General features: G+C 74.0%; 29 protein-coding genes. 18 read left to right on the top strand and 11 right to left on the bottom strand.

Features of this window, described 5'->3' with window-relative positions:
- The first annotated feature begins 84 nt into the window (after positions 1-84).
- On the top strand, positions 85-1497 hold the full coding sequence (sthA, locus tag BJP25_RS15220; protein ID WP_075975580.1) for a Si-specific NAD(P)(+) transhydrogenase: 1413 nt from the start codon (positions 85-87) through the stop codon (positions 1495-1497).
- Positions 1498-1822: 325 nt separating this feature from the next.
- Here the strand turns inward: sthA and BJP25_RS15215 are convergent, their stop codons facing one another.
- Entirely contained in the window at positions 1823-2482 is a 660-nt protein-coding gene (locus BJP25_RS15215; RefSeq protein ID WP_075975579.1) for an FMN-dependent NADH-azoreductase, read from the bottom strand.
- Between the two features lie 127 nt (positions 2483-2609).
- On the opposite strand from BJP25_RS15215, the gene BJP25_RS15210 reads away from it, so the two are divergent.
- Both BJP25_RS15210 and BJP25_RS33440 read left to right on the top strand, forming a co-directional pair.
- Complete coding sequence (locus BJP25_RS15210) at positions 2610-3101, top strand: MarR family winged helix-turn-helix transcriptional regulator (RefSeq protein ID WP_075975578.1); 492 nt, start codon at positions 2610-2612, stop codon at positions 3099-3101.
- Positions 3102-3301: 200 nt separating this feature from the next.
- Positions 3302-3715: a hypothetical protein gene (locus BJP25_RS33440; RefSeq protein ID WP_143219095.1), complete on the top strand. Its 414-nt coding sequence runs from the start codon at positions 3302-3304 to the stop codon at positions 3713-3715.
- A gap of 43 nt (positions 3716-3758) precedes the next feature.
- Here BJP25_RS33440 and BJP25_RS15200 read toward each other — a convergent pair whose 3' ends face one another.
- Together BJP25_RS15200 and BJP25_RS15195 are read right to left on the bottom strand one after the other, a co-directional pair.
- Positions 3759-4643, bottom strand: coding sequence for a DMT family transporter (locus BJP25_RS15200; RefSeq protein WP_075975576.1), 885 nt, complete (start codon positions 4641-4643; stop codon positions 3759-3761).
- A 171-nt stretch (positions 4644-4814) separates the two neighbouring features.
- A complete protein-coding gene (locus tag BJP25_RS15195; RefSeq protein WP_198943502.1) occupies positions 4815-5315 on the bottom strand; it encodes an SRPBCC family protein in 501 nt (166 codons plus the stop codon).
- Between the two features lie 42 nt (positions 5316-5357).
- Between BJP25_RS15195 and BJP25_RS15190 the strand changes: the two genes are divergently transcribed.
- The 5 genes from BJP25_RS15190 (at position 5358) to BJP25_RS15170 (ending at position 8777) form a co-directional block, all read left to right on the top strand.
- Entirely contained in the window at positions 5358-6383 is a 1026-nt protein-coding gene (locus BJP25_RS15190; protein ID WP_075975575.1) for an LLM class flavin-dependent oxidoreductase, read from the top strand.
- Positions 6380-6907 carry a TetR/AcrR family transcriptional regulator gene (locus BJP25_RS15185; protein WP_233158092.1) on the top strand — a complete coding sequence of 176 codons (528 nt, stop codon included), beginning with the start codon at positions 6380-6382 and terminating at the stop codon, positions 6905-6907. The genes BJP25_RS15190 and BJP25_RS15185 overlap by 4 nt, the downstream gene beginning before the upstream one ends.
- 348 nt (positions 6908-7255) lie before the next feature.
- Positions 7256-7897 (top strand): TetR/AcrR family transcriptional regulator, encoded by a 642-nt coding sequence (locus BJP25_RS36225; RefSeq protein WP_075975574.1) that lies wholly within the window; start codon positions 7256-7258, stop codon positions 7895-7897.
- Positions 7898-8061: 164 nt separating this feature from the next.
- Positions 8062-8358 (top strand): DUF1540 domain-containing protein, encoded by a 297-nt coding sequence (locus BJP25_RS15175; protein ID WP_075975573.1) that lies wholly within the window; start codon positions 8062-8064, stop codon positions 8356-8358.
- Positions 8359-8450: 92 nt separating this feature from the next.
- Positions 8451-8777 carry a DMT family transporter gene (locus tag BJP25_RS15170; protein ID WP_269844548.1) on the top strand — a complete coding sequence of 109 codons (327 nt, stop codon included), beginning with the start codon at positions 8451-8453 and terminating at the stop codon, positions 8775-8777.
- Between the two features lie 28 nt (positions 8778-8805).
- Here the strand turns inward: BJP25_RS15170 and BJP25_RS15165 are convergent, their stop codons facing one another.
- Positions 8806-10065, bottom strand: coding sequence for an alpha-amylase family glycosyl hydrolase (locus BJP25_RS15165; protein ID WP_075975572.1), 1260 nt, complete (start codon positions 10063-10065; stop codon positions 8806-8808).
- A gap of 471 nt (positions 10066-10536) precedes the next feature.
- Here BJP25_RS15165 and BJP25_RS15160 point away from each other — a divergent pair, with 471 nt between their 5' ends.
- The gene (locus BJP25_RS15160) at positions 10537-10971 is read left to right on the top strand and encodes a protein-tyrosine phosphatase family protein (RefSeq protein ID WP_075975571.1); all 435 of its coding nucleotides are present in this window, start codon (positions 10537-10539) and stop codon (positions 10969-10971) included.
- A 391-nt stretch (positions 10972-11362) separates the two neighbouring features.
- Here BJP25_RS15160 and BJP25_RS15155 read toward each other — a convergent pair whose 3' ends face one another.
- Positions 11363-11731 carry a winged helix-turn-helix transcriptional regulator gene (locus tag BJP25_RS15155; protein WP_075975570.1) on the bottom strand — a complete coding sequence of 123 codons (369 nt, stop codon included), beginning with the start codon at positions 11729-11731 and terminating at the stop codon, positions 11363-11365.
- Positions 11732-11878: 147 nt separating this feature from the next.
- Here BJP25_RS15155 and BJP25_RS15150 point away from each other — a divergent pair, with 147 nt between their 5' ends.
- Together BJP25_RS15150 and BJP25_RS15145 are read left to right on the top strand one after the other, a co-directional pair.
- On the top strand, positions 11879-12649 hold the full coding sequence (locus tag BJP25_RS15150) for an alpha/beta fold hydrolase (RefSeq protein ID WP_233158091.1): 771 nt from the start codon (positions 11879-11881) through the stop codon (positions 12647-12649).
- An 88-nt stretch (positions 12650-12737) separates the two neighbouring features.
- Positions 12738-14810, top strand: coding sequence for a phage holin family protein (locus BJP25_RS15145; RefSeq protein WP_075975568.1), 2073 nt, complete (start codon positions 12738-12740; stop codon positions 14808-14810).
- Between the two features lie 12 nt (positions 14811-14822).
- On the opposite strand, the gene BJP25_RS15140 is transcribed toward BJP25_RS15145, so the two are convergent.
- A complete protein-coding gene (locus BJP25_RS15140; RefSeq protein WP_075975567.1) occupies positions 14823-15413 on the bottom strand; it encodes a DedA family protein in 591 nt (196 codons plus the stop codon).
- The gene (locus tag BJP25_RS35560) at positions 15410-16216 is read right to left on the bottom strand and encodes an MBL fold metallo-hydrolase (protein WP_075975566.1); all 807 of its coding nucleotides are present in this window, start codon (positions 16214-16216) and stop codon (positions 15410-15412) included. The genes BJP25_RS15140 and BJP25_RS35560 overlap by 4 nt, the downstream gene beginning before the upstream one ends.
- A gap of 771 nt (positions 16217-16987) precedes the next feature.
- Here BJP25_RS35560 and BJP25_RS15130 point away from each other — a divergent pair.
- From BJP25_RS15130 to BJP25_RS15105, 6 genes are all read left to right on the top strand, one after another.
- Entirely contained in the window at positions 16988-18601 is a 1614-nt protein-coding gene (locus BJP25_RS15130) for an acyl-CoA carboxylase subunit beta (protein WP_075975565.1), read from the top strand.
- On the top strand, positions 18598-18813 hold the full coding sequence (locus BJP25_RS15125) for an acyl-CoA carboxylase subunit epsilon (protein ID WP_075975564.1): 216 nt from the start codon (positions 18598-18600) through the stop codon (positions 18811-18813). The genes BJP25_RS15130 and BJP25_RS15125 overlap by 4 nt, the downstream gene beginning before the upstream one ends.
- Positions 18814-19159: 346 nt before the next feature.
- Positions 19160-19762, top strand: a complete 603-nt coding sequence (locus BJP25_RS15120; RefSeq protein ID WP_075975563.1) for a vitamin K epoxide reductase family protein — start codon at positions 19160-19162, stop codon at positions 19760-19762.
- Positions 19763-19908: 146 nt separating this feature from the next.
- A complete protein-coding gene (locus BJP25_RS15115) occupies positions 19909-20838 on the top strand; it encodes a PfkB family carbohydrate kinase (protein ID WP_075975562.1) in 930 nt (309 codons plus the stop codon).
- 9 nt (positions 20839-20847) lie between these two features.
- Positions 20848-21621 carry a 5'/3'-nucleotidase SurE gene (surE, locus tag BJP25_RS15110; RefSeq protein WP_233158090.1) on the top strand — a complete coding sequence of 258 codons (774 nt, stop codon included), beginning with the start codon at positions 20848-20850 and terminating at the stop codon, positions 21619-21621.
- A gap of 81 nt (positions 21622-21702) precedes the next feature.
- Positions 21703-22095: a VOC family protein gene (locus tag BJP25_RS15105; protein WP_075975857.1), complete on the top strand. Its 393-nt coding sequence runs from the start codon at positions 21703-21705 to the stop codon at positions 22093-22095.
- A gap of 38 nt (positions 22096-22133) precedes the next feature.
- Here the strand turns inward: BJP25_RS15105 and BJP25_RS15100 are convergent, their stop codons facing one another.
- The 3 genes from BJP25_RS15100 to BJP25_RS15090 form a co-directional block, all read right to left on the bottom strand.
- Complete coding sequence (locus BJP25_RS15100; protein WP_075975561.1) at positions 22134-23105, bottom strand: hypothetical protein; 972 nt, start codon at positions 23103-23105, stop codon at positions 22134-22136.
- A 10-nt stretch (positions 23106-23115) separates the two neighbouring features.
- Positions 23116-24126 (bottom strand): hypothetical protein, encoded by a 1011-nt coding sequence (locus tag BJP25_RS15095; protein WP_075975560.1) that lies wholly within the window; start codon positions 24124-24126, stop codon positions 23116-23118.
- A gap of 164 nt (positions 24127-24290) precedes the next feature.
- Positions 24291-24890, bottom strand: a complete 600-nt coding sequence (locus tag BJP25_RS15090) for a TetR/AcrR family transcriptional regulator (RefSeq protein ID WP_198943501.1) — start codon at positions 24888-24890, stop codon at positions 24291-24293.
- 45 nt (positions 24891-24935) lie between these two features.
- Between BJP25_RS15090 and BJP25_RS15085 the strand changes: the two genes are divergently transcribed.
- Positions 24936-26111: an oxygenase MpaB family protein gene (locus BJP25_RS15085; protein WP_075975558.1), complete on the top strand. Its 1176-nt coding sequence runs from the start codon at positions 24936-24938 to the stop codon at positions 26109-26111.
- Here BJP25_RS15085 and BJP25_RS15080 read toward each other — a convergent pair.
- Entirely contained in the window at positions 26096-26689 is a 594-nt protein-coding gene (locus BJP25_RS15080) for a TetR/AcrR family transcriptional regulator (protein ID WP_075975557.1), read from the bottom strand. The genes BJP25_RS15085 and BJP25_RS15080 overlap by 16 nt on opposite strands.
- Positions 26690-26700: the final 11 nt, after the last annotated feature.

The raw sequence follows: 26700 nt of genomic DNA, 5'->3' as shown, positions 1-26700 counted from the left end.
CGTGACCCTACTGGTCACCTCCGGACCCCCGCCGGATGTGGTTTCGGCAACACGGTGCTGACCTGGGTGTGCCAGGCTGCACGGATGAGCGAGCACGACTACGACCTGGTCGTCATCGGGTCCGGCCCCGGCGGGCAGAAGGCCGCCATCGCGGGCGCGAAGCTGGGCAAGCGGGTGGCGGTCGTCGACCGGCACGACATGGTGGGCGGGGTGTGCGTCAACACCGGCACCATCCCCTCCAAGACCCTGCGCGAGGCCGTCCTCTACCTCACCGGGATGAGCCAGCGCGAGCTCTACGGCGCCAGCTACCGGGTCAAGCAGGACATCACGATCTCCGACCTCAACGCCCGCACCCAGCACGTCATCGGCCGGGAGGTGCAGGTGGTGCGCGCGCAGCTCGCGCGCAACCAGGTCGACCTGCTCACCGGCACCGCCAGCTTCGTCGACCCGCACACCATCGCCGTGCAGGGCCTCAACCGCGGCGAGCGGCACACGGTGACCACCGACAAGGTCGTCATCGCCACCGGCACCCGCCCCGCCCGCCCCGAGCAGGTCGACTTCGACGAGGCCAGGGTGCTCGACTCCGACGAGGTGCTGGCCCTCGACGCCATCCCCAGCTCGCTGGTGGTCGTCGGCGCCGGTGTCATCGGCATCGAGTACGCCTCGATGTTCGCCGCGCTGGGCAGCCGGGTCACCGTCGTCGAGCAGCGCGAGCGGATGCTGGACTTCTGCGACCCCGAGATCGTCGAGTCGCTGAAGTTCCACCTGCGCGACCTGGCCGTCACGTTCCGGTTCGGGGAGAAGGTCGTCAACGTCGACGTCTCCGAGAACGGCACGGTGACCACCCTGGCCAGCGGGAAGCGGATCCCGGCGGCGGCGGTGATGTACTCCGCCGGGCGCACGGGGGCCACCGACGCGCTGGCGCTGGACAAGGCCGGGCTGTCCGCGGACAAGCGCGGGCGGTTGTCGGTGGACGAGCACTACCGGACCGGGGTGGAGCACATCTACGCGGTCGGGGACGTGATCGGCTTCCCGGCGCTGGCCGCCACGTCCATGGACCAGGGCAGGCTGGCGGTCTACCACGCGTTCGGGGAGCCCGCGCGGGAGCTGACCGCGTTGCAGCCCATCGGCATCTACACGATCCCGGAGATCTCCTACTGCGGGGCGACCGAGGCCGAGCTGACGTCGTCGGCCGTGCCGTACGAGGTGGGGTTGGCGCGGTACCGGGAGCTGGCCCGGGGGGCGATCGTGGGGGACGCGTACGGGATGCTGAAGCTGTTGGTGTCCACTGAGGATCGGAAATTGCTGGGGGTGCACCTGTTCGGGACCGGGGCGACCGACCTTGTGCACATCGGGCAGGCCGTGATGGCGTGCGGGGGGACGGTGGATTACCTGGTGGACACGGTGTTCAACTACCCGACGTTGTCCGAGGCGTACAAGGTCGCGGCGTTGGACGCGACCAACAAGATCCGGGAGTTGGGGCGGTTCGACACGTGAGTGTGTTGGGTGGGCGGTTGCCGCTGCGCGGCGGGAAGAAGCGGGATTTTGTCTGGCGTGCCCGGGTGGGTGGTTCTGCTTGACAGGGGCCCCTGCGGCGATCATGTGCTCGGGGTGGGGAAAAGGTGAGGCCTGCGGCCCCACCCCCCGCCGTGGGTAGCACATGATCGCCTTCCCCTGTCAAGCAGAACCGCCCACCCGGGCGTTTGCGTAGCCGGGCTGCCGGTTTCGTTGTGCTCCGGTTCTTTGGGGAGCGGGTTGGGTGGGGGCTGGGTGTTCGGGTTGGGCGGGGGTGGGTGGGCGGTTGTTGTTGGTGTTTGTGGTGTCAGGCGGTGGTGGTGGCGAGGATCTTCTGGGCGAGGGTGCGGCCGGTGGTGGCGGCGAGGTCGTGGGCGGCGGCCTCGGACTGCTTGGCCAGGGGGATGAGGTCGGTCATGGCGGGGTTGGTCTCGGCGAGGGTGAGTTCGGCGGCGACGACGGTGACGTCGGCGCCCCAGACGTCGGCGAAGATGCGGGTGAGGTACGGGGTGGCGTGGTCCCAGCCGTGGCGGGGGGTGCCTTCGCCGTAGCCGCCGCCGCGGGCGATGACGATGGCGACCTGCTTGCCGGTCAGGGGGGTGGTGCCGGGGCCGAAGCGGGGGTCGAGGATGAGGGCGTCGATCCAGGCCTTGAGGTGCTGGGGGACGCCGAAGTTGTAGAGGGGCGCGGTGACGACCAGGGCGTCGGCGGCCAGGACCTCGTCGGCCAGGGCGGTGACCTGGGCGACGGCGTCGACCTGGGCGGGGGTGCGCTGGTCCTCGGGGGCGTAGGCGGCGGAGAGGGCGGTGGTCCACAGGTCGCCGGGCAGCGGGTCGGCCACCAGGTCGCGCTCGGTGGTGGTGCTGTCCGGGTGCGCCTCGCGCCAGGCGCTCTCCAGGGTGTCCGCGACGGCGCGGCTGACCGAGCCCTGCTGGCGGATGCTGCTGTGGATGCGGAAGAGGCTCATGGTCGTGCGTCTCCTGGTCTCTGGTCCTGCGATCGATGGCTCGTGCTGTCGGCGAGATGTTCTGCGTTACAGATGATCCTCGACGCAGACGGTACACCCTGTCGAGGGTGTCCCGTAGCATGGGACCGTGCACGCCACCCCGGCAGTCGAAGCGGACCTGGGCTGGGCGCTGGGCTCGGTGTTCCGCGCGTACCTGCGCGCGTCCGACGCGGTGCTGGCTGGGCTGCCCGGCGGCCCGCGCGGCTACCAGGTGCTCGCGACGGCCGAGCGCGGCGAGCCCCTCACGCAGTTGGCCATCGCTCAGCGGCTCGGGATCGACCGCACGGTGATGACCTACCTGATCGACGACCTGGAGCGGTCCGGGCTGGTGGAGCGCCGCCCCGACCCGGCCGACCGGCGGGCGCGGCTGCTCTCGGCCACCGCGGCGGGGCGGGCGCGGCTGGCCGAGGCCACCGAGGCGCTGCGGCAGGCCGAGGAGCACGTGCTGTCGCCGCTCACCGGGGCCGAGCGGGAGGTGCTGCGCGACCTGCTGCGCAAGGTGGCCGTCGTGGCGGCGGCGCCGGGGGAGAACCCGTGCACCATCGTCCAGGAGGTCGTGGGCAAGGACAGCTCCTGCTGACCCGCTGATCGTCCGGTAACGGTGTGGACGGTCGACCGATGTAGTGGTCCGTACGCGGTGCGGCATCGGATGGAGCGGTCATGGACACGTCGTCGGCAGGCAGAGCGCGGTTCGCCGGAGCCCTGGTGGGTGCGGGGTTGTTGGGTGTGGTCCTGACCGGGTGCGGCAGCGGTTCGTCCACACCGAACACGTTGGCGGCGTTGGGTTCCAGCAGCACCGCGGCGACGACGACCACCACCACCACCACCACGACCACAACGACGACGACGGCGGTCACCGCGACCACCACCGCCGTGGCCCCGCCGCCGCAGGCCCCGCCCGTGCAGGCGCCCCCGGCCGTCACCACCACCCGCAAGCCGGTGAAGACCACCACGACCAAGGCGGCACCCCCGCCGCCGCCCGCGGCCCCGGCACCCGCGCCCGCGACCACCAAGGCCAAGCCCAAGTCGTCCGGGTGCGACCCCAACTACACCCCGTGCGTGCCCATCTCCAGCGACGTCGACTGCGCTGGCGGCAGCGGCAACGGCCCCGCCTACGTCCAGGGCCCCGTCACCGTCACCGGCAAGGACATCTACGGCCTGGACAACGACAAGGACGGCATCGGCTGCGAGTAGCCCGTCTCTCCGGGGGCGCGGGCAGATCCGCCCTGGCGGGTGATCAGGCCGCCGGGCCGCTGACCCCGTGCCGGTCCGGGGTGGACACCGCGTTCGGCACGTCGGGGATCTCGTCGCGGGCCTTCGCCAGCTGCCGCACCCCGAACGCCGCCAGCGCCGCGCACGCCACGGCCAGCGCCACCTGCAGCGGCGAGGTCCCCAGGTCCTCGCCCAGGAAGATCACCCCGATCGCGGTGGCGCTGGCCGGGTTGGCCAGGTTCGTCACCGCCAGCGGCGCCCCGAGGCCCTGCCGGTAGGAGCGCTGGGTCAGCACGGTCGCGGCCACCGCGAAGGTCGCGATGGCCACCGCGGTCAGGATCGGCGCCAGCTCCAGCAGGACACCGAGCCCGCGCGCGTCCACGGTGCGCACGAGGGTCTGGCACAGGGCCGAGCACACCGCGAACGCCAACCCGCCCGCCGCGGCCTCCCACAGCGGGGACACGCCCCGGCGCGAGCCCTTCACCGCGCAGGCGACCACCACCGCGCCCACGCCCACCAGCAGCCCCACCAGCTCGCCGCCGGTGAGGGTGTCGGACTTGCCGCCGGTGGTGATCAGCATGGTCAGGCCCGCCAAGCCGACCACGGTGCACACCATGCCGCTGGCCTCCAGCCGCGTCACCCGCCGGTGCGCGGTGTAGGCGTTCACCGGCACGGCCAGCACCAGGGTGAGCACGCCGAGCGGCTGGATCAGCGACAGCGCGCCGAAGTTGAGCGACCACACGTGCAGCCCGGCCCCGGCGATGTTCAGCGCCTGCGCCACCCACCACAGCGGCACCCGCAGCAGCTCGCGCACCGGCACGTGGCCGTACCGCGCCTGGATGAGCGCCGCCGTCGCGTACACCACCGCGACCAGCACGCACAGCAGGATCGTGATGACCAGATCGCTCATGCCCTGCGGCCCCAAACTCGCGCAACCCCTGCCGACCGGAGCCGACCCTCGACGCCGGACACAGTATCGCCTCACCGGCGGTGACCGGCCGTTTCCCCGGCGAAACCAGGGTGAACCCTGACGCCGCCCAGGGTCGGGGGCCGCCCGCGCGACCGCGGGCAACGCCCGGTGTCAGCCCAGCAGGTCCCTGATGCCCGCCATGTTCGCGCGCATCCCGGTCTCCCAGTCCCGCACCCGGTTGGCCACGATCCGGCCCTCCTTCTCCGGCATCGAGTCGATCGCCATGGTCAGCCCGGACTTGCCCGGGCCCATCCGCGCCCACTGCCGCAGCGTCACCGCGTCGCGACCGGGGTCGATCTCGAACGCCCACGTGGCCGCCGGGCCGTCGAACCCGGCGATCTGCCACACCCAGCGCCGCTCGGGCTCCACCTCGACCACCGTGGACTCGGTCGTCCACTCGCCCATCTGCGGGTGCTTGTTGTGCCCGCGGAACCGGTTGCCGATCGCCACGGAGTCCCCGTGGACCCACTCGACGCCCTGCAGCTCGGGGGAGAAGCGCACCGGCAGCTCGATGTCGGTCACCAGCTCCCACAGCCGCGCGGGCGAGGTGGTGTACCGCTCGCTGACCTCGAACGTCGGGCAGTCCCGGTAGCGCACGTCGACCTCCACCATTGGCTATGTCATACCCCATACTAGGGGCGGGAGGTGGTCGCTGTGAAGATCGGAGTCGCGGTCGAACCCCGCGCGCCGGGCGCGGTGGAGCTGGCCGTGGAGCTCGAACGCCTGGGCGTGGACTCGCTGTGGGTGCCCGAGGTGTGGGGCTACGACGCCCTCACCGGCCTGGCCTACCTCGCCGCCCGCACCACCACTGCGCGGCTCGGCACGTTCGTGGTGCAGCTGGGCTCGCGCAGCCCCGCGCTGCTGGCCACCTCCGCGCTGAGCATGCAGGCCCTCTCCGGCGGCCGCTTCGTCCTCGGCGTCGGCGTCTCCGGCCCCCGGGTCATGGAGGGCTGGCACGGGGTGCCCTTCCGCAAGCCGGTGCGGATGACCCGGGAGACCATCGAGATCATCCGCACCGTCAGCGCGGGGCGGCGCCTGGAGCACGACGGCGAGGTCTACCCGCTGCCGCTGCCCGGCGGCCGGGGCCGGGCGCTGACCCCGCTGGTGGAGCCCGCGCACGTGCCCGTGCACGTCGCCGCCATGGGCCCGGCCAACCTGCGCCTCACCGGGGAGGTGGCCGACGGCTGGCTGGGCAACGCCTTCATCCCCGAGTCCGCCGAGGTGTTCCTCGACCCGCTGGCCGAGGGCGCCCGCGCCGCCGGGCGCGGCCTGTCCGACCTGGAGCTGGTGGCGCCGGTGGCCGTGGAGTTCGCCGAGACCGCCGAGGGGGCGGCCGAGCTGGGTCGCAAGCACGCGGACGGGTACGCCTTCACCATCGGCGCCATGGGCACGGCCAAGGAGAACTTCTACAACCAGGCCTTCGGCAGGCTCGGGTTCGCCGACCGGGTGGCCGAGGTGGCGGCGCTGTGGCAGGCGGGGCGCCGGGCCGAGGCGGCCAGGGCCGTGCCGCTGGAGCTGGGCACCATGACGAACCTGGTGGGGCTGCCCGAGACCGTGGCCGAGCGGGTCGAGCGGTACCGCGAGCGCGGCATCGGCACGCTCCTGGCCAAGGTCGAGGGGACCGCCGAGGAGCAGCTGCGCACCGTGCGCACGCTGCTGGAGATCGTGGGGCGGGCGTGAGCGGCACCCGGGACCGGATGATCGAGAGCGCGGTCACCCTGCTCATGGAGCGCGGCGCCGCCGGGGTCAGCATCGACGCCGTGCTGGCCCGCTCGGGCGCCCCGCGCGGCTCGGTCTACCACCACTTCCCCGGCGGCCGCGACGAGATCCTGCTGACCGCGGGGCGCGCCGCCGCGGCGCAGGTCGGCAAGCGCATCGCGGCGGCCACCGACCCCCGCGCCGCGCTCGACCGCCTCTTCACCTTCTGGACCCGGCTGCTGGCGGCCAACGACCACCGGGTGGTCTGCCCGGTGGTCGCGATGGCGGTCAACCCGCGCGCGGACTTCCCCGAGGCCGAGGACCTGGTGCGGGAGACGTTCGCGGAGTGGCGCCGGGGCATCGCGGCGGCGCTCGGCGGGGACGACGACCTGGCCTCGTTCATCCTCGCCGCGCTGGAGGGGGCCATCATCCTCAGCCGCGCCGAGCGCAGCCCGCGCCCGCTGCTGGTCGCCCGCGACCGCGTCCTGGCCCTGCTGCCCGCCTGAAAGCCGCCCCTTGAGCGGTCGCCGCACCGTGCGCTACGGTTTGAGCGATCGCTTCAAGCGATCGCTCAAAAGGAGGGTTGACGTGGGCGGAACCCACGCGGGGACGCTCATCCACCCCGGGGACGTGCCGTGTCGAGAACCGCCCGTGCGCCGCGTCCGACCCCGATGCCGGATCGCTGCCCGGCAGGCTCCCGGTTCACCTCGAACCGCTCCCGGATCGGCGCGGGCCCCCTGGGGGTGGGCCTGCCGCCGGTGCTCGCCGCGAGCGGTTCGACGAGCGCACCGGGGGCCTGGCGGTGCGGCGGGGGTGGGCGGCGCGGTGGGGCCACCGCGCGAGAGGGTGTTGAGGTGACCACCAAGCAGCGGCTCATCGACGGTGCCCTCGACCTGATCCGCACCCAGGGCATCACCGCCGTCTCCGCGCGCTCGGTGGGCGCCGCGGCCGGGGTCAACCAGTCGCTGATCTTCTACCACTTCGGCAGCGTCGAGGAACTGCTGGCCCAGGCCTGCCTCAGCGCCACCGAGGCCAGGGTCGCCACCCACCGCGAGCGGTTCGCCGGGGTCACCACCCTCGGTGACCTGCTCGCGGCGGGCCAGGCCGTGCACGACGGCGAGCGCGCCGAGGGCAACCTCACCGTCCTGGCGCAGGCGCTGGCCGGGGCCCAGTCCAGCGAGCGGCTGGCCGAGGCCACCCGCGCCGCCCTCGCCCTGTGGACGACCGAGGTCGAGTCCGCCCTGGTGCGGGTGCTGGCGGGCTCGCCGCTGGCGGAGGTCGCCGACGCCCCCGGCCTCGCCCGCGCCGCCTCCGCGTCCTTCCTCGGGCTGACCCTCTGGGACAGCGTCGACCCCGACGGCGGCGCGGCCGCCCTCACCGCCCTCACCCGGCTCGCCGTCCTCGCCGACGTCCTCGACGACCTCGGCCCGCTCGCCACCCGGGCCGTCCGCGCCCGCCTGCGCACGGCGGCCAAGGCGCGACCCACCAACGGGTAGCGACCACTCCCGCACCACCGCGGACAATCCTCTTGCGACACGGGGAAACCCGCTCTCCACAAGGGAATCAGGTAAGGCTGTCCTTATCCGCCTGCGGTTGCGGGGTCGCGCGGCGGGTGGGACCGTCGGGGAACTGGCTGCCCTTCCCACCACGAGGAGAAGTCATGACCTCCACCGAGATGCCCGCCGTCCACGAGTGCACCGTCACCGGCTGCTCCTACAACCACGACGGCTGCCACGCCTTCGCGATCACCGTCGGCGGCACCAACGGCTCCGCCGACTGCGGCACCTTCGTCCCGATGGCCCGCAAGGGCGGCCTGGACAAGGTCGTCGCCCAGGTCGGCGCCTGCTCGCGCGCCGACTGCAAGTTCAACGCCAACCTGGAGTGCTCGGCCTCCGGCGTCCGCATCGGCCCGGGCGGGGGCGCCGCCGAGGCCAACTGCCTCACCTACACCACCTGACCCGCACCCCCGAGCGCCCGCCCCCTCGGGTGCGGGCGCTCGCCCGCGCCTGGGTACCGTCGTGCTGCTCCCGACCGGTACGAGGAGGCGCGGTGCTGGGGTTCGTCTGGCTCGGGGTGGCCATCGCCTTCGAGGTCGCCGCCACCAGCGGCATGAAGTACACCGAGGGCTTCACCCGCCTCTGGCCCACCCTCGCCGTCCTCACCGGCTACGGCATCGCCTTCACCGCCCTCGCCCAAGCCCTCAAGGCGGGCCTGGAGGTCGGCGTCGGCTACGCCATCTGGTCCGGCCTGGGCACCGTGGCGATCGTCGCCATCGGCGTGGTGCTGCTGGGGGAGCAGTTGTCGATCACCAAGGTCCTGGGCATCCTGCTCGTGGTGGCGGGCGTGGTCCTGCTCAACCTCGGTGGCGCCCACTAGCCGAGCTGCTCGTGCCCCCCGCGGTGGGTCAGCCCAGCACGGCCCAGCCGCGCGGCCCCACCTGCACGGCACCGCCGCTCACGTGGGCGTCACCGAGCAGGAGATCGCCGTGGACCCTGAACCGGGCGGTCTCGTCACCGATGTTCAGCACCGCGGCGAGCCGCTGCCCCTCCGCCTCGGTCACCAGCACCACCCCGGTGTTGCTCAGCTCGACGGCCTCGGTGCGGGCGCGGTGCAGCCACGGGTGCCTGCGCCGCAGGCCGATCAGGTCCTGGTGCAACCGCAGCACCGGCGCACCCCACGGCGCCAACCCGCTCGGCCCCTCAGCCGGGAACGGCGGCCGCACGGCGTCGTCGCCGCCCTCCCTGTCCTCCTTCACACCCCGGAAGCCCTGCTCGTCGCCGTAGTAGACAGCAGGCGTCCCCCCGGTGGTGAACAGCACCACCAGCGCGTGCGGCACCAACGCCGGGTCGACCTGGCTGGCGATCCGCGTCACGTCGTGGTTCCCCACGAACGTCAGCGGCACGAACGAGTCCAGGAACTCCCCGTGCCTGCCCAACGCCCACGCCAACTCGAAGAGGTTCCGGTCGTTGAGCGAACTCCACACGGCCTTCCACAGCTCGTACTGGGTCACCGAGTGCACGCCCGTCTCCGCCACGAACGCCGCGTAGTCCCCGTGGATCACCTCCCCCACCAGGTAGGCCTCCGGGAACCGGGCCCGCACCCGCCCCAGCACCTCCGCCCAGAACCCGCGCGGCACGGCGTACGCCGCGTCCAACCGCCACCCGTCCACCCCCGCCGACAACCAGTGGCACATCACCTCGACCACGTGATCCCGCACCACCCCCGACCCGTGGTTGAGCGTCGGCAGGTGCGCGTGCCCCTCGAAGTGCTCATAACCCTCTCCGGTCACGTGGAACCACTCCGGCGAAGGCCCCTCGGCGAAAGCGGCGAACCCCCGCCCGACGTGGTTGAACACCCCGTCCAACAACACCCGCAACCCCCGCCGGTGCGCGCCCTCCACCAACCGGTCGAAGTCCTCCCGCACCCCCAACCGCGGGTCGATCCGGAAGTGGTCGACCGTGTCGTACCCGTGCGTCTCGGAGGCGAACACCGGCCCCAGCAACAACCCCGACGCCCCCAGCTCGACGGCGTAGTCCAACCAGGCCTCCACCTGCCCGAGCCGGTGCGTGACCTGCCCCGTGGCCGCCCGCTCGGCCCCGGTGAACCCGAGCGGGTACACGTGCCACCACACCGCGTGCCGCACCCACCCGGGCTCCTGGACCATTCCGACATCCTCTCCCTCGGCACCACCCACACCCCCAGCCTCCCACGCCCGCACCCACCTCCACCGAACTCCGGTGCCCCCTGCCCCCTGCCGCGTGCGGACCGGCTACTTCTTGATCATCCGGTTCTTGCTGCGGCTTTCGGGGAAACCCGATCGGTTTCGCGTAGCCGCCATGCTCGCTCGCTGGTGGCTGGACCGGGTTTCCGCGAGCACCCAGGCTCGCTTACGCGAACGCCCAGGCTAGCTTGCGCGAGCACGCAGGCTAGCTTGCGCGAGCACCCAGGCTCGCCAGCGCGAGTAGCCGGGGGCGCTGACTGCGGGCGCCCGAGCCCGCTGGGTGCGCAGACCTCAGCGTGCTCAACGCGAAATCCTGGGCACCCCCGCCGTGCCCACCGGCCGGGGCCGTGGCGATCCACGACGCCTTTCCCGCGACTACCCTGCTGGCCATGGAGATCAACCGGTGATCGCGGCATGACCTGGGACCCCACCGCCGAGGGTGTCCTCCGCCTCCCCTCCGGCCGCCTCGTCCGCGGCCGAGGACTCCGCGCCCCCCTCCCACCCGGCCCGACCCCGGACTTTGCCGTCTACCTCCTCGGCCGAACCCCTCCCGACACCCCCTGGCGATCCCACTGGGTCCGCTGGCCCGACTTCTGGCTCCCCACCGACCCCACCTCCCTCACCGCCGCCCTCACCGAAGCCCTCGACCGGTCCACCACCGAACGCGTGGAGCTGGCCTGCGCCGGAGGCGTCGGCCGAACCGGAACCGCCCTGGCCTGCCTAGCCATCCTCGACGGCACCCCACCCCCCGACGCCGTCGCCTACGTCCGCGCCCACTACCGCCCCCACGCCGTCGAAACCCCGTGGCAGAAGCGCTTCGTCGCCCGCTACACCCCACCCGCGCACTGACCGCCCCCCTCCGACCGGCGTCGCCCCTCCGACCGGCGCCGCTGCACGAGGAGCCGTGTCGCTGCGCGACCTGTGCTGCTGCGCGGCCTGCGCCGCTGCGTGACCTGCGCGGTTCGCCGCGCGCGCTGCTCGGTCACCTGCGCTGCTTCGCCCTGGGCGCCCGCGTTCCGCTGGCTGGTGCGGGTTCGGTCGTCTGCGGCGTTGGCGGCTGTGTCGTTCTGGTGTGTGGTGGGCTGGCTGGGGTGGGGACCTGGTGTTCGGTGTTCGGTGTGCGGCCGCCGCCCCCGCGCTCTTCCTCTGCTCAAGCGTAATCGAGGGGGACGACAGAAAACGGGGCCTCGGGGCACTTGTCCACAACCCGGACGAGTGAATCGTGGGGGAGGGGTTGGGGCTAGGGGGAAGTGTAGCGGCGGTGGGTGTCAATCTCGTGCATGTGGGTCTCGGCCCAGGTGCGGAGGGCGGCGAGGGGGGTTTCGAGGGAGAGGCCCAGGGGGGTCAGGGAGTAGTGGACCTTCGGGGGGATGGTGGGTTCCACGCGGCGGGTGGTGAGGCCGTCCGCGGTGAGGGAGTGGAGGGTTGCGGAGAGCATCTTGTGGGAGATGCCGGGGATGGCGCGGCGGAGGTCGGTGAAGCGGGTTTCGGTGGGGTGGTTCTCGGCGAGGACCTTGATGATGAGCGAGGTCCACTTGGTGCCGATGCGGTCCAGGAGTTGGCGGGTGGGGCACTGGGGGCTCATGGCGTCGCCTCGGGGGGTGGGCATTGGTCTCCTTGGCGTTGGGGTGGGCCGGGCGTGGAGAGGTGGGAGGGGGTTTCTCCGGGGTTACCTGGTGGCGTGCGGGTGCGTTCTTGTGCGACGGGGGCAGCGGCGGTTGGCTGGTAACCAATGGTAACCGGCCAAGGAGCGATCATGGATTTGCACGCGCCCACCACCGGCTCAGGGCCCGTTGTGGTGCTGCTGCACGGGTTTCCGCACACGCACCGGGTGTGGGACCCCGTGCTGCCGCACCTCGACGGCAGCACGGTGGTCACGCCGGACCTGCGCGGGTTCGGGGACAGCCCCCGGGTGGACGGGCAGGACGTGGCGACGTCGGCGCGGGATGTGCTCGACACCGTCCGGGAGGAGCGGTTCGACGTCGTGGGGATCGACGCGGGTGCTCCTGTTGCCGTGTTCCTCGCTGCGGAACACCCTGAGCGGGTGCGGAGCTTGACCGCGTGCGAGGCGGTGCTCGGCGGGTTGCCCGCGCACGGGTTCGCGGCGCCGTGGTGGTTCGGGTTCCACCAGGTGCCGGGGTTGGCGGAGACCGTCCTCAGTGGAAACGAGCGGGCGTACGTCGACTTCTTCCTCGACGCGGGGGCGCCGCGGGGGGTGCCCGAGGACATCAGGGAGGCGGTGCGGGCCGCCTACGCGGCGCCGGGGGCGTTGCGGTGCGCGTTCCAGTTCTACCGGGAGATGGCGCGCAGTGCCGAGCAGGTGCGGGGGATCGGCGAGGTCACCGTTCCCGCGATGGCCGTGGGGGCCGACGTCGTGGGGGATGTGCTCGAACGGCAGTTGCGGCCCATCGCCGCGGATCTGGTGGGGCGGCGCATCCGTGATTGCGGGCACATCGTCCCGCTCGAACGGCCGGAGGTGTTCGGGCCGTTGTTGCGGGACTTCCTCGCCGCGCAGCGGTCCGGTTGACGGGTTTGTCCGGCGTGTTGTGGGTGCGGGTCTCCGGCGGGTTCGCCTACCGTGAGCGGTAGGTGGCGGTCGGGGGAGAGGTGCGCGGGTGAACAGCGGCGAGGGGTCCGGTCGGCTGGTGCGCGGGGGGCGCGTCGCGGCTCGGGTGGTGGCGGTGTGGGTGTTGGTGGCGGTGGCGCTGCACCTGCTGGACGTGTGGTTGAGCGGGTTCGCCTTGCCGCTGTGGTGGCAGCCGACGGCGATGGCGGCGGTGCTGGGGCTGCTCAGCGGGGTCGTGTGGCCGTTGATCGTGCGGTTCGCGCCGCGCGGGGCGGTGCTGGTGCTGGGGTTGTTCTCCTTCCAGCTCATCGGGGCCGGGGTGCTGGCGATCTCGCTGGCGGTGCCCGGGGTGGTGGTGGCGAACCTGCGGACCGCGGTGCTCGTGGCGGTCGGGGTGGCCGTCGTCGCCGGGGCGGTGTCGACGCTGCTGGGGGTCGACGAGGACGAGATCTTCGCCCGGCGGGCCGCGCGCAGGCTGCGGTCGGGGGACCGCGGCCGGGGGGAGGAGCCGCCCGGGGTGCTGCTGCTCCAGATCGACGGGCTCGGGCACGACACCGTGCGGCGGGCGGTGCGCGACGGCACGCTGCCGACGCTGGCGCGGTGGTTGGCCGGGGGCACCCACACCCTCACCGACTGGCACTGCGACTGGAGCTCGCAGACCGGGGCCAGCGTGTGCGCGCTGCTGCACGGGTCCAACGACGACATCCTGGGCTTCCGCTGGTACGAGAAGGACCGCGACCACGTCATGGCGTGCGCGCACCCCACCGACGCCGCCGAGATCGAGCGCAGGCACTCCACCGGGCAGGGCCTGCTGGCCGGTGGCGGCGCCGCCCGCGGGGGGCTGTTCACCGGCGACGCCGACCACACCAGCCTCACCATGAGCGCCGTCCCGCTGCTGACCAGGGGCAGCCGCAAGGGCGACACCATCGGCGCCGGGTACTACGCCTACTTCGCCAACCCGGTGAACCTGCTGCGCACCCTCGGCTCGTCCCTGGTCGACGTGCTGCGCGAGGTCAGCGCCTCGGTCCGCCAGCGCCGCGCCGGGGTGGTGCCCAGGGTCGGCCGCGGCGGCCTCTACCCGTTCGCCAGGGCGGGCACCACCGTCATCGCCCGCGACCTGGTGGTCTCCGCCCTCATCGGGGACATGCTGGAGGGCCGCCCGGTCGTCTACGCCGACTTCCTCGGCTACGACGAGGTCGCCCACCACACCGGGGTCGAGCGGTTCGACGCGCTGGCCGTGCTGCGCTCGATCGACCAGCAGATCGGCCGCCTGCACCGGGCCGCCCGGCTCGCCCCGCGCCGCTACCACCTCGTCGTGCTCTCCGACCACGGCGTCACCCAGGGCGAGGCGTTCACCCACCGCTTCGGCGAGTCGATCGAGCAGCTGGTGGGCAGGCTCTGCGGGGCGCAGCCGCCGCGCGCCCGGCGCAAGCGCTCCCCGGCGGAGGGCTGGCAGCTGGGCGCGACGATCGCGGAGGCCTCGACCGGCGCGGGCCCCATCGCCAGGGCGCTGCGGGCGCGCGTGGGGGCGGCCCGGCCGGACCGCTCGCGGACCGAGTCGGGCAAGCCCGCGGGCCCGGCCCGCGCGGCCCCGGGGGTCGTGGTGGTGGTGTCCGGGCACGTGGCGATGGTGTCGTTCACCGAGCACGAGGGCCGGGTGCCGATCGAGGTGATCGAGCGCGAGCACCCCGACCTGCTGCCCGCCTTGGTCGACCACCCCGGGGTGGGCTTCATGCTGGTGCGCAGCGACGCCCGGGGGGCGCTGGTGCTGGGTCGCGACGGTGTCCGCGACCTGGCCACCGACGAGGTGCTGGGCGAGCGGGACCCGCTGGCCGACTACGGCCCGCACGCCGCGGACCTCATCCGCCGCACCGACGGGTTCGCCCACTGCCCGGACATCCTCATCAACAGCAACTACCGCCCGGCCACCGATGACGCCTCACCGTTCGAGGTGCACGTCGGCTCGCACGGGGGCCTGGGCGGCGGGCAGTCCCGGGGGTTCCTCATCTACCCGTCCGAGCTGCCCGACCCACCCGAGATCGTCGGGGCCGAGCAGCTGCACCGCGTGGTGCGCGACTGGCTGACCGGCCTGGGCCACCCCGTGCCGGAGGCGCGGGTCTGACGGTGCCGCGGGTCAGCGGGTGCGGTGGCGCAGCTTCTGGACGCCCGCGACGGCGAGGCTGACCAGGAGGATCAGGGTGGTGGCGACGAGGGTGGCGACCAGGGGGTTGTCGAACAGGCCGCCGCTGAGGACGCCGAGCAGGGAGTACGCCACCGCCCACACCAGGCAGGCGGCGGCCGCGGCGGGGACCAGGCGCCGCCACGGGTAGTCCAGCGCGCCCGCCGCCAGCAGCACGGGGATCCGTCCCGCGGGCACGAGCCTGCCGACGAGGACGAGCACCCACCCGCGCTGGGCGAACCGCTCGCGGGCGCCCGCCAGCTTCTCCGGCGACTGCCTGCGCTCGAAGAACCGCCGCAGCACCCCCCGGCCGCCGCGGCCCGCGCCGAAGGTGACCAGGTCGCCGATCAGCGCCCCGAGCGTCGCCACCAGCACGACCAGCACCAGGTCGAGGTCGCCGCCGCTGACCGCGATCGCCGCGCCCGCGCCGACCACCGCGCCGGTCGGCACCACGGGCACCACCGACCCCAGCAGCACCCCGCCGAAGACCACCGGGTAGCCGAGCGCGGACGGGTGCGCCCAGTCGACCCCGAGGAACCCGCTCACCGCTGCCCGATCAACTGGTCGAGCGGCACGTCATCGCCCGGTTCGGTGACCAGCACCCTGGCCGGGGACCCGCCGCGCGCCACCGCGGCGGCGAACTCGCGGGGCGGGGCGTGCAGCAGCCGCCGCATCCGCGCGCCGAGGGCGCCGGGCAGCCGCGGCAGGCCCGTGACCGCCAGCGTCCCCCAGTGCACCGGCACCACCGCCCGCGGCCGGATCAGCTCCACGGCCCGCGCCGCCCGCTCGGGGTCGAGGTGGCCGGGACCGAGGTTGGGCCCCCACCCCCACACCGGCAGCATCGCGACGTCGACCGGCCCGAGGTCGGCCATCCCCGCGAACAGGTCGGTGTCGCCCGCGACGTAGAAGCGCAGCCCGTCGCCCTCCACGACGTGCCCCATCGCCGCCGCTTGCGGCCCCCGCGTCGACCGCGGCCCCCACCGGTGGCCGGAGTGCTCGGCCTCGACGCCGGTGACCACCAGCCCGCCGTGCTCCAGCTGCTCCCCGGGCGCCAGCTCGGACACGTTCGCGATGCCCTTCGCCCGCAGCCACGCGCCCGCGCCGCGCGGCACCACCACCCGCACCCCGGGCCCCAGCAGCCGCAGCGAGCGCAGGTGCACGTGGTCGCCGTGCAGGTGCGACAGCAGCACCAGGTCCACGTCCGCCCGGTCCGCGCGCGTCGTCGGCGCCACCACCCGGCTCAGCGCCGACACCCGCTCGGTCAGCACCGGGTCGGTGAGCACCACGTGCCCACCGACCTCCACCCGCACCGTCGAGTGCCCGACGAACCGCAAACCCGCAGAAGCCACGCCCCGAGTATCCCAGCGCCGGCCGCGGGCGGCATCGTGCCTGGTGGTGGGCGGTGCGGGCCTGTGGACAACTCGCTCCGGCGGCCTGGGAACGTCGGTGCGCGGTGGGAGAATTGATCTCGGGGGTTCCCCTCTGGGGGGTACCCCTGCGTGAGCGTGGGGCGTGCTGGTGGGTCGTGCTGCGTGGGGGAGTTCCGCCGTGGGACCTGCCCGGGGGAGTCGGCACGGGGGCAGTGGGTGCGCGGCGGTCTGGGTTCGGCCGTTCGGCCTGGGGCCTGCTCGCGTCGAATACCGGTGCGCGACGGGCGGAAGAGAGAGCTGTGGATGGATTCCGCCGGTGCGGCTGTCCTCATGGGAGAATGGAAGCAGGGGGTTCCCCGGGCCTGTGGGCGGATTCCACCACGGGCGCGGGTTTTGTGGTAGGGGATGTGGGCAGGCGGTGGGTGCAGGTTGTTGCAGGAGGGCGGTTGCTGCGGAGTGCTGGACAGGCCGGCGAAGGTGGCGGGAGAGGGGGTCTAGCAGGGGGAACGCCCGAAGTTGGGCCATGGTGGACTGTCTGGTGGGGACGTGGGTGGCGGGTTCGGGGTGGTGGGGCGGCGGCCGGGTGGTCGGGGTGGGCGGTGTGGGTAGGGGCTGGGGTAGGGGACAGGTCTTTCCCTAGCAGGGGGCGCTATCGGTGGTTTCGGGTGCGTGGGCGTGGGTGAATGGGGTTCCGGAGGGCTCAGGAGGTCCTTCGGCGCCGAGAACCACGCTGGGAACCGGGGTGTGACGATGACTTCCGTGCAAGAGGCCCCCACGGGCGGGAGCGGTACGAGCGCGGGGACGAGCGCCCCGCCGGACACCCGGGCGGCCACCGAGGAGCTGTTGCGGCTGCGGGCGCAGGCGCACGCGGGGCCGAGCGCGCGGGCGACCGAGCAGCAGAAGGCCCGCGGGAAGCTGACCGTGCGCGAGCGGTTGGACCTGCTGTTCGACGAGGGCACCTTCACCGAGGTGGAGGGGCTGCGCAGGCACCGGGCCACCGGGTTCGGGTTGGAGGGCAAGCGGCCGCTGACCGACGGGGTCGTGACCGGGTGGGGCAAGGTGCACGGGCGGACGGTGTTCGTCTACGCCCACGACTTCCGGATCTTCGGCGGGGCGCTCGGCGAGGCGCACGCCGAGAAGATCCACAAGCTGATGGACCTGGCCGAGGCGGCCGGGGCGCCGATCGTGGGGCTGTGCGACGGGGCGGGGGCGCGCATCCAGGAGGGCGTGTCCGCGCTGGCCGGGTACGGCGGAATCTTCCAGCGCAACGTGCGCAACTCCGGGGTGATCCCGCAGATCAGCGTCATCATGGGCGCCTGCGCCGGTGGCGCGGCGTACTCGCCCGCGCTGACCGACTTCGTGTTCATGGTGCGCGACAGCTCGCAGATGTTCATCACCGGGCCGGACGTGGTGCAGGCGGTCACCGGGGAGATCATCACCCACGACGGCCTCGGCGGGGCCGAGGTGCACGCGGCGACCTCCGGCGTGGCCACCTTCATGCACGACGACGAGCAGAGCTGCCTGGAGGACGTGCGGTACCTGCTGTCGATGCTGCCGCAGAACAACCGGGAGAACCCGCCCGCCGCCCCGGTGGACGACCCGGTGGACCGGCGGGTGGACGACCTGCTCGACGTGGTCTCGGCCGACCCGCGCAGCTCCTACGACATGCGCCGGGTGATCGAGGAGGTCGTCGACGACGGCGACTTCTTCGAGGTGCACGAGCGGTGGGCGCTCAACGTGGTGTGCGCGCTGGCCCGCCTCGGCGGCCGGGTCGTGGGCATCGTGGCCAACCAGCCCGCCCAGGTCGCCGGGGTGCTCGACATCCACGCCAGCGAGAAGGCCGCCCGCTTCGTCACCATGTGCGACGCGTTCAACATCCCGCTGGTGACCCTGGTGGACGTGCCCGGCTTCCTGCCCGGGGTGGACCAGGAGCACGGCGGCATCATCCGCCACGGCGCCAAGCTGCTCTACGCCTACTGCAACGCCACCGTGCCGCGCATCCAGGTGATCCTGCGCAAGGCCTACGGCGGCGCCTACATCGTCATGGACTCCCGGTCCATCGGCTGCGACCTGTCGCTGGCCTGGCCGATCAACGAGATCGCGGTGATGGGCGCCGAGGGCGCGGCCAACGTCATCTTCCGCCGGGAGATCAACGGCTCGGCCGACCCCGAGCTGACCCGGCGCACCCGCATCGAGGAGTACAAGCGGGAGCTGATGCACCCCTACTACGCCGCCGAGCGCGGCCTGGTCGACGACGTGATCGAGCCGGGGGAGACCCGCACCCGGCTGATCGACGCCCTGGAGGTGCTGGCCGCCAAGCACGCGCCCATCCCGGCGCGCAAGCACGGGAACGCGCCGCAGTGACCGCGCCCATCGCGATCCGGCGCGGCGGCGACGGCCTCACCCCGGAGGAGCTGGCGGCGGTCGTGGCGGTGTTCCACGCCCTCGCCGCCCAGCAGGGCCCTGAAGAGGCGCCGCAGCCGCGCCGCGAGGTGTCGTGGACCAGGACGGCGGCGGGTGCCCAGGGCACGTCGTGGGCCAACCGCGGCACCCCCGGCTGGAAACCCCACCTGTGAGCCCAGGCGGCCCCGCCACCCCCGGCGGCGGGGCCGCCTGACCACCCCAGACCGTCGGCACCACCGCGCACCCTCCCTCCCCTGTGGACGGAGGGTGCGCGCGCTCCCGCGGGTCCGCCACCGAGGGGCGATCCGGACGCGGAGCCGCTTCCCGGCGAACCGGACAGCGGCACGACCGCGCTGGTCCGGGGCGCGGGGGCGGTCGCGGGAACCGGGAGGGCTCTCCGTCCGACCGGTAGGGCGTGAGGTCGCGGACGGCGACCGCGTCCCGGCCGGGTTCCGTGGCAACCTGGACGGGGGCGGTCCCCGCGGCCGTCCACCAGGCACGGGTCAGGGAGTGAGCGAGATGGCTGAGGCGACCGGGGTGGTGCCCGCACCGCAGGAGACCGGGGCACCCCCGCTGAGCAGGGGGCTGTCGTGGTGGTGGGCGGTCGGCGGCGCGCTGGGGCTGCTGGCCGCGGGCGCGCTGACCCTGGAGAAGATCGCCAAGCTGCGCGACCCGAGCTACGTCCCGTCCTGCACGCTGGGCAAGGTGTTCGCCTGCGGCACGGTGATGGACAGCCCGCAGGCCGCGGCCTTCGGCTTCCCGAACCCGCTCATCGGCCTGGCCGCGTTCAGCGTGGTGGTCACCGTGGGGGTGGTGGGGCTGATCGGGTTCGCCCCGCCGCGCTGGTTCCGGGTGGGCATGTGGGCGGGCACCGCCTTCGGCGTGGGGTTCGTGCACTGGCTGATCGCGTCCAGCCTGTTCGAGATCCACGCGCTGTGCCCCTACTGCATGGTCGTGTGGGCGGTGACGATCGCGCTGTTCCTCCACACCTCGGTGGACACCTGGCCCGCGCTGGCGGGGCTGCGCCGGGTGCGAGGGTCGGTGCTGGCGATCTGGTACGCCGCCGTGCTCGCGCTGGTCGTCACCGCCTTCTGGGACGACTGGTCCACCCTGTTCTCCTGATCGGCCGGTCGCCCGCGCTGCGGACGGTGCCACGTCCGCGCCGCGAGACCCGGTCCCGGGAGGCCGCCGTTCTCCCGAACCCGCTGCGCCGTTCAGTCGAATCACCCGAAGGTGTGCAATCCGGACTTTCCGGGTACCTGGGGGCCATGACCGAACAGGTGAGCGTGTTCGCCCCGTCCCCGACGCTGACGGTGACCGTCGAAGACCTCGACGGGCAGCCGGACACCCACCTGCACGCCGGGGGCCAGGGGCTCTGGCAGGCCAGGATGATCACCGCGCTGGGCACCCCGGTGGTGTTCTGCTGCGCGCTCGGCGGCGAGACCGGGGCCGTGCTGCGCCACCTGCTCACCGGGCCGGAGCTGACCGTGCGGGCCAGGGACGTCGCCGCGCGCAACGGCGTCTACATCCACGACCGCCGCGGGGGCGAGCGGGAGCCGTTCCTGCACCAGCGCCCCGACCGGCTCACCCGGCACGAGGTGGACGACCTCTACGAGCTGGCGGTGGTGGCCGGGCTGGAGTCGGGGGTGGCCGTGCTCAGCGGGTCCATCGACGAGGCCTGCGACGAGGTGGTGCCGGTATCGGTCTACCAGCGGCTCGCCGTCGACCTGGCGCGCAACGGCTGCGAGGTCGTCGTCGACCTGGCCGGGGAACGGCTGGCGGCGACCCTGGAGGGCAAGCCCGCGGTGGTCAAGGTCAGCCACGAGGAGCTGGTCGAGGACGGCCGGGCCGCCTCCGACGACCTCGCCGACCTGGTCAAGGGCGCCCGCGAGCTGGTCGACGGCGGGGTGGGCCTGGTCGTGGTGTCCCGCGCGGCCGAGCCGACCCTGGCCGTGAGCGCCGACGCCGAGCTGCTGGTCACCAGCCCCAGCCTGGAGCCGGTGGACACCCGCGGCGGCGGCGACTCGATGACCGCCGGGCTGGCCGCGGGCCTGGCCCAGGGCCTCGACCGGGCGGCCGCGCTGCGCCTGGGCGCGGCGGCGGGCGCGCTCAACATCACCCGGCACGGGCTCGGCAGCGGCAGCGGCGAGGCGGTCCGCGCGCTGGTCGACCGCGTGGAGATCGCACCGGCGGGGTAGGTCTGGCCCATGACCATGCGCGTGCTCGTGACCAACGACGACGGCATCGACGCCCCCGGACTGCTCGTGCTCGCCCGCTGCGCCGCCGAGCAGGGCTGGGAGGTCGTCGTGGCCGCCCCCGAGACCGAGGCCAGCGGCACCAGCGCGGGCCTGACCGCCGCCGCGGCCGACCGCAGGGTGGCCGTGGCCGACCGCACCCTGCCCGAGCTGCCGGGCACCCCCGCCCACGCCGTCGCCGCCCACCCCGGCCTGATCGCGCTCTCCGCCTGCCACGGCGCCTTCGGCCCGCCGCCGGACCTGGTGCTCTCCGGGGTGAACCTGGGCGCCAACATCGGCCGCCAGATCCTGCACTCGGGGACGGCGGGCGCGGCCCTGACCGCCTCCATCAACGACACCCGCGCCGCGGCGATCTCCCTCGACGTCCCGCTGCACCCGGTCGAGCCGCCGCACTGGGACACCGCCGCCGCGGTGCTGCGCGACCTGCTGCCGCTGGTGGCCGAGCAGGAGCCGGGCAGGCTGGTCAACATCAACATCCCGGACCGCGAGCTGGCCGACGTCGGCCCGGCCCGGTGGGCCGGGCTGGCCCGCGTCGGCCAGGTGCGCAGCCGCGTCGTGCGCTCGGCCGAGGGGCAGATCGAGGTGGGCAGCGCCCTGGTGGACGACGAGCTGGAACCGGGCACCGACGCGGCCCTGCTGCTGGCGGGCCACGTCACGGTCTCCCCGGTGCGGTCGGTGCACGACGCCGAGGCCCCGCACTGGATCCTGCCCGAGACCTGGGCGTAGTCCTCCCGCACGCCCCACCGGGGGCGGGCCCGGGCGGAATTCGGTGGTGCCCGCGCCCGGTCGCGCGCCAGGGTGGGCACCATGACAGCGAGCATCGCGCACATCTCGGTCGACTGCGCCGACCCGCACCGCCTGGCCCTGTTCTGGAGCGAGGTCCTGGGCCTGCCGCTCGGGGAGCACGACGAACCCGGGGACGACGAGGTGGGGCTGGGGGAGGGGCAGGTGCTGTTCCTGCGCGTCCCCGAGCCCAAGACGGTGAAGAACCGGCTGCACCTGTGCCTCAACCCGCCGAGGAACCGCGACGAGGAGGTCGAGCGGGTGCTGGGGCTCGGCGCGACCGTCGTCGCCGACCGGCGGCAGCCCGACGGCACCGGCTGGGTCGTCATGGCCGACCCCGAGGGCAACGAGTTCTGCGTGCTGCGCTCCGCCGCCGAGCGGGCCCGCACCGCCGCCGAGCGGGCGGCCGCGCCCTGACCCGCGGGTGGGGCCGGGTGGGCCCGGCCCCACCCGGGTCACCAGATGGTGAGGTCGTCGGTGATCGGGCGCAGCGTGGCGCGCAGGGTCACCGGGTTGAACGGCTTGTAGACCCCCGCCTTGGTGGACTTCGCCTCGGTGATCCACGCCTCCGGGATCGGGGTGAGGAACAGGATCTCCTCGGCGTAGGCCAGCACGATCACCGAGGAGCCCATGACCGTGTCCCCGTTGGTGTACAGGGCGCTGCGGGTGGACTTGCGCCGCACGTCCCGGGGCGGGATGAACCCGAGCACGTCGGTGGTGAACTGCTTGCGGGTCACCCCGGCGTTGAAGTCGGCCTTGTAGAAGTAGTTCTTCTCGGGGCCGAAGCCGCTGGGGTTCGACGTGCTCGACACGCAGGGCTTCATGCCCATCATGCCGCCGCCGACCCACTCGCCCATCCAGCTGTCCACCCCGTCGGCGCAGATCTCCTTGAGCAGCGCGACGGCCGAGGCGGCGTTCTGCGCCTGCCGGGCGGAGAAACCGCTGTACTTCAGCGCCATCTCCCGGGGCGGGCGGTCGTCGCCGCGGTAGATGGCGCGCACGCCGCTGATGTCGGGGGCGCGGTCGACGACCGGCGCCTCCGGGGCGGGCGGGCCGCCCTTGGCGCGCTGGCGCTCCGCCAGCGCCAGCATCCAGGCGGGCTTGGGCTTGCGGGAGGCGATCGGGCCCTCCGCGCCGTCGACATCGGGACTGCCGGAACCGCCGGAACCGCCGGGCGTGCCGGGGGTGCCCGGCGTGCCGGGGGTGGTGACCGGCACCTCGGCGAGCGGTTCGGTGGTCACCGACGCGACCACCTCCGCCACCACCGGGCTCATCACCGTCTCCACCACCACCGCCTCGACCTTCGCCACCGGCAGCTTGCGCAGCGACACCGGGGCCTCGTCCATCTTGCCCCGCATGTTCTCCAGGGCCTTCGCCGCGAGCAGCGCCTTGGCGCGGGCGACGGGACCTTCGGTCGGACTTGCCATCGTGGTCACCTCACGCGTTCAGGGTCAGCTGGTGCAGTGCTTCGTTCAGCGCGTCGTAGACGTCCTCGGCGGACAGCTCCTCGACGCCGTCGACCTCGCCGAGCGCGTCGGTGAGCGACGGGCCCACGACGGACTCGACGAACGCGGCGATGTCCTCCTCGGGCACCACCGGCTCGGCGGGCTCGGCGTCCTCGGTGGCGGCGGTGGCGGGCGCCGCGGTGGCGGCCGCGGGCTGGGCCATGGTGGCGAACGCGGTGGCCTGGTCGACCCAGCCGGGGGTGGCGTCGGTCGGCTGGGTGTCGCTGCGGACGTACTTCCACGCCGAGTCGGTGCTGTCGAGGCCCTGCCACCAGCCGGGGTAGCCCTGCACCTGGGCGATGCCGCTGAACCGGGGCGCGGCGGGCGCCTGCGGCGCGGCCATGGTGGCGAACGCCGTCGCCTGGTCCACCCAGCCCGGGGTGGCGTCGGTGGGCGCGGTGTCGCTGCGGACGTACTTCCAGGCCGAGTCGGTGCCGTCGAGGCCCTGCCACCAGCCGGGGTGCCCGTTGACCGGGACCACGCCCGAGAACCGGGCCGCGGCGGGCTGGGCCATGGCCGCGTACGCGGTGGCCTGGTCGACCCAGCCGGGGGTGGCGTCGGTGGGCGCGGTGTCGCTGCGGACGTACTTCCAGGCCGAGTCGGTGCTGTCGAGGCCCTGCCACCAGTCGGCGTACCCCGGCACCTGCGCGACGCCGCTGAAGCGCGGCCCGGGCTTGGTGGTGGCCCAGCCGTCGAGCACGCCGTTGAACCACACCACGACCTGCTTGACGCCGTCGTCGTCGGTCGCCCGGCCCACGAGCGTGGAGAGCTCGTCGGACTGCCCGCTGGACAGCCGCCCGCCGAAGTCGCGCTCCAGCGCCGAGTCGGACTCCTCCAGCCACCCGCTGCCACCACCGAGCAGCACGCTGATGCGCGTCTCGCGCAGCTGCCGCACCTCATCGAGTTCACTGCCGCGCAGCAGGACCTTCACCTGCTGCGCCACTTCGGCTCCCAGGGGCATGACCGGCCCACTTCCCCTCCGCGTTCGACGTTGCCGCAGCCATCGTGGCAGCGGGCGCGCCGCGGGCGGGGGTGCGTTCGCGCAGCCGAACGCGCACACCGGCTGCGCGATCGCGCAGCGCCCCGGGTGTCCACCCGGGACGGTCCTCAGCCGAGCTGCGCCGGTGCCAGGTAACCGGTCACCAGGGCGGTCAGTTCATCGAGGACCTCGCCGCGGTCGGGGCCCGGTCCGTCGAGCACCCAGCGCAGCGCGATCGCCTCGACCGCGAGCACGACCACCCACGCCTGCGCGTCCACCGAGCGCCCGCCCGCGCCGCCGCGCCCGGCGAGCACCGCCGCGAGCAGGTGGCGCACGCGCACCTCCAGCGCCCGCCGCTGCCCGGCCAACCGGCGCGGCGGCAGGTCCTCGTGCAGCACCCGCAGCAGCTCCCGGTCGGACTCCAGCGCGGCGAGCACGGCCGCCGCCGTCGCCCGCACCACCGCGGGCCCGGTCTGGCCCACCCGGTCGCCCAGCGCGGCCTGCACCCGGTCGGCCACCTCGTCCCAGTACCGGTCGACGACCACGTCCAGCACGGCGGACTTGTCCGGGAAGTACTGGTAGAGCGACCCCGGGCTCACCCCGGCCGCGGCCGCGACCCGGTTGGTGGAGAAGGCGTCGTAGCCCTGCTCGACCAGCACCCGGCGGGCGGCCGCCACGATCCGCTCGACCATCTGCCGGGACCGCTGCTGCCGGGGGACCTTGCGCACGAACGCGAATTGTATGCGAGCGATGGCTCGCGTCACAGTGGTCGCATGAGCGCACCCGCCGGAACCCGGCCCACCCCCACCCGACACCGCGAGGCCGAGGGGAGGGGGCGGCGCCTGGGACGGGCGTTGCGCCTGCTCGGCCGCGTGCCCGCCGAGGTCGACGAAGAGCTGATGGCCCGGCTCGGGGCCGCGCTGACCGAGCGCGACGAACTCGGCGCGGCCCTCGCCGATGCGATGCGAACGCGAGCGGTGTCCCGCGCGCGGCTGCGCGACGCCCTGGCGACCGGCGTCGCGCCGGACGACCCGGCCCCGCTCGCGGCGTTCGTCGCCGCGATCAGCGAGGTGCCCGACTGGGTCGACTGGGACCTGGTCGACCAGGGGGCGCGGGTGTTCACCCGGCTCGGGCGCACCGCCGCCGACGTGCTGCTCCAGCTCTCGCTCATCGGCGGCTACCGCTTCGGCGGCCCCACCGACCTGCTGGTGCGCACGGGGGCGCTGACCGGCGGGACCGCGCTGCGCCGCCTCGGGGAGACCCAGCGGTGGGCGCTGAGCCTCACCGGGCGCGACGCGCTGCGGCCCGGGGGCGAGGGGTGGCGGGCCACCGCGCACGTCCGCGTCGTGCACGCCCTGGTCAACTCCGCCACCGAGCCGACCTGGGACACCGCGCGCTGGGGCCTGCCGGTCAACCAGGCCGACCAGGCGGGCACCCTCGGCCTGTTCGACGGCGTGCTCATCCTGGGGTGCCGCGCGCTCGGCGCCCGCGTCCCGGCCGCCGACGCGCACGCCCTGCTGCACCTGTGGCGCTACGTCGGCTGGCTGCTCGGCGTGCACCCGGACTTCCTCACCGACGACGAGCGCGAGCGCCACCGCCTCAACTACCACGTGCTGCTCGCCGCGGCGGACCTGTCCCCGGAATCCGGCCCGCCGCTCGCCCAGTCCGCTGTGGACTGCCAGCGCGAGCGCGCACACCGGTTCGCCCCGGCGCTGTGTGGGTGGTTCGAGCGCGAGCGGGTGCTGAGCATGGTGACGACCCTGCTCGGGCGCAAGGGCTTGCGGGAGTTGGGGTTGCCGGTGCGACCGCCGTGGGCGGTGGCGTACCTGGTGCCGCTCAATGCCCTCCGCTACGGCGTGCTCGGCCGCACAGCGTGGGGCAAGCGGGTGCTGGAGACGTCCGGGCGGCGGGTGCAGCGCCGGATCGTGGCCAGCTACTTCCCCGACTGAGCCTCCGCCGCCGCCAGCGCGGGCGCGAGCGGCGACAGCGCTCGGCGCAGCAGGTCCGGCAGGGGCCCGGACACCACCACGAGCCCCGTCGGGCCTGGCGCGGTCCACCGCCGCAGCGCCACGCGGACGGCCGCGGCGGTGGCGGCGGCGAGCACGGCGGCGGTGTCGGGGTCGCCCACCCGGTGCCCGATCGCCTCCGCCAAGGGGTCCTCGACCGGCGTCGTGTCGGTGAAGGCCGCGCGGAGGGCGGGGTTGCCCTCGATCAGCGGGCGGGTGTCCGCGCCCGGGTCGGTGTACTGCTCGACCACGGCCGCCACGACGGCCTCGGCCAGCGGCTCGTCCGCGCGGGCGGCCAGGGCGGCGGCCACCCTGCCCTCCCGCTCGGCGGTGATCGCGGCGACGATCGCCTGCTCCCGGCTGGCGTAGTAGTTGTTGTACGTCCGCACCGACACCCCCGCCGCGGCCGCGATGTCGTCGACCCGCACGTTCTCCGGCCCGCGCTCCACGGCCAACCGCAGCGCCGCCTCCCGCAGGGCGACCCGGGTGGCCTGCTTCTTCTGCTCGCGGAGACCGGTCACGGCGCCAGGGT

The organism is Actinokineospora bangkokensis (genome assembly GCF_001940455.1).
GTDB classification, from domain to species: domain Bacteria; phylum Actinomycetota; class Actinomycetes; order Mycobacteriales; family Pseudonocardiaceae; genus Actinokineospora; species Actinokineospora bangkokensis.
Note: the sequence above shows the minus strand (reverse complement) of the source record. Positions and strands in the feature narration are given on the sequence as shown.

Coding starts and splice junctions, on each gene's coding strand:
- sthA (WP_075975580.1), top strand. CDS start 85: ATGAGCGAGCACGACTACGACCTGGTCGTCATCGGGTCCGGCCCCGGC.
- BJP25_RS15215 (WP_075975579.1), bottom strand. CDS start 2,482: ATGAGCCTCTTCCGCATCCACAGCAGCATCCGCCAGCAGGGCTCGGTC.
- BJP25_RS15200 (WP_075975576.1), bottom strand. CDS start 4,643: ATGAGCGATCTGGTCATCACGATCCTGCTGTGCGTGCTGGTCGCGGTG.
- BJP25_RS15195 (WP_198943502.1), bottom strand. CDS start 5,315: ATGGTGGAGGTCGACGTGCGCTACCGGGACTGCCCGACGTTCGAGGTC.
- BJP25_RS15175 (WP_075975573.1), top strand. CDS start 8,062: ATGACCTCCACCGAGATGCCCGCCGTCCACGAGTGCACCGTCACCGGC.
- BJP25_RS15165 (WP_075975572.1), bottom strand. CDS start 10,065: ATGGTCCAGGAGCCCGGGTGGGTGCGGCACGCGGTGTGGTGGCACGTG.
- BJP25_RS15160 (WP_075975571.1), top strand. CDS start 10,537: ATGACCTGGGACCCCACCGCCGAGGGTGTCCTCCGCCTCCCCTCCGGC.
- BJP25_RS15155 (WP_075975570.1), bottom strand. CDS start 11,731: ATGCCCACCCCCCGAGGCGACGCCATGAGCCCCCAGTGCCCCACCCGC.
- BJP25_RS15150 (WP_233158091.1), top strand. CDS start 11,879: ATGGATTTGCACGCGCCCACCACCGGCTCAGGGCCCGTTGTGGTGCTG.
- BJP25_RS15130 (WP_075975565.1), top strand. CDS start 16,988: ATGACTTCCGTGCAAGAGGCCCCCACGGGCGGGAGCGGTACGAGCGCG.
- BJP25_RS15120 (WP_075975563.1), top strand. CDS start 19,160: ATGGCTGAGGCGACCGGGGTGGTGCCCGCACCGCAGGAGACCGGGGCA.
- BJP25_RS15115 (WP_075975562.1), top strand. CDS start 19,909: ATGACCGAACAGGTGAGCGTGTTCGCCCCGTCCCCGACGCTGACGGTG.
- surE (WP_233158090.1), top strand. CDS start 20,848: ATGACCATGCGCGTGCTCGTGACCAACGACGACGGCATCGACGCCCCC.
- BJP25_RS15105 (WP_075975857.1), top strand. CDS start 21,703: ATGACAGCGAGCATCGCGCACATCTCGGTCGACTGCGCCGACCCGCAC.
- BJP25_RS15100 (WP_075975561.1), bottom strand. CDS start 23,105: ATGGCAAGTCCGACCGAAGGTCCCGTCGCCCGCGCCAAGGCGCTGCTC.
- BJP25_RS15085 (WP_075975558.1), top strand. CDS start 24,936: ATGAGCGCACCCGCCGGAACCCGGCCCACCCCCACCCGACACCGCGAG.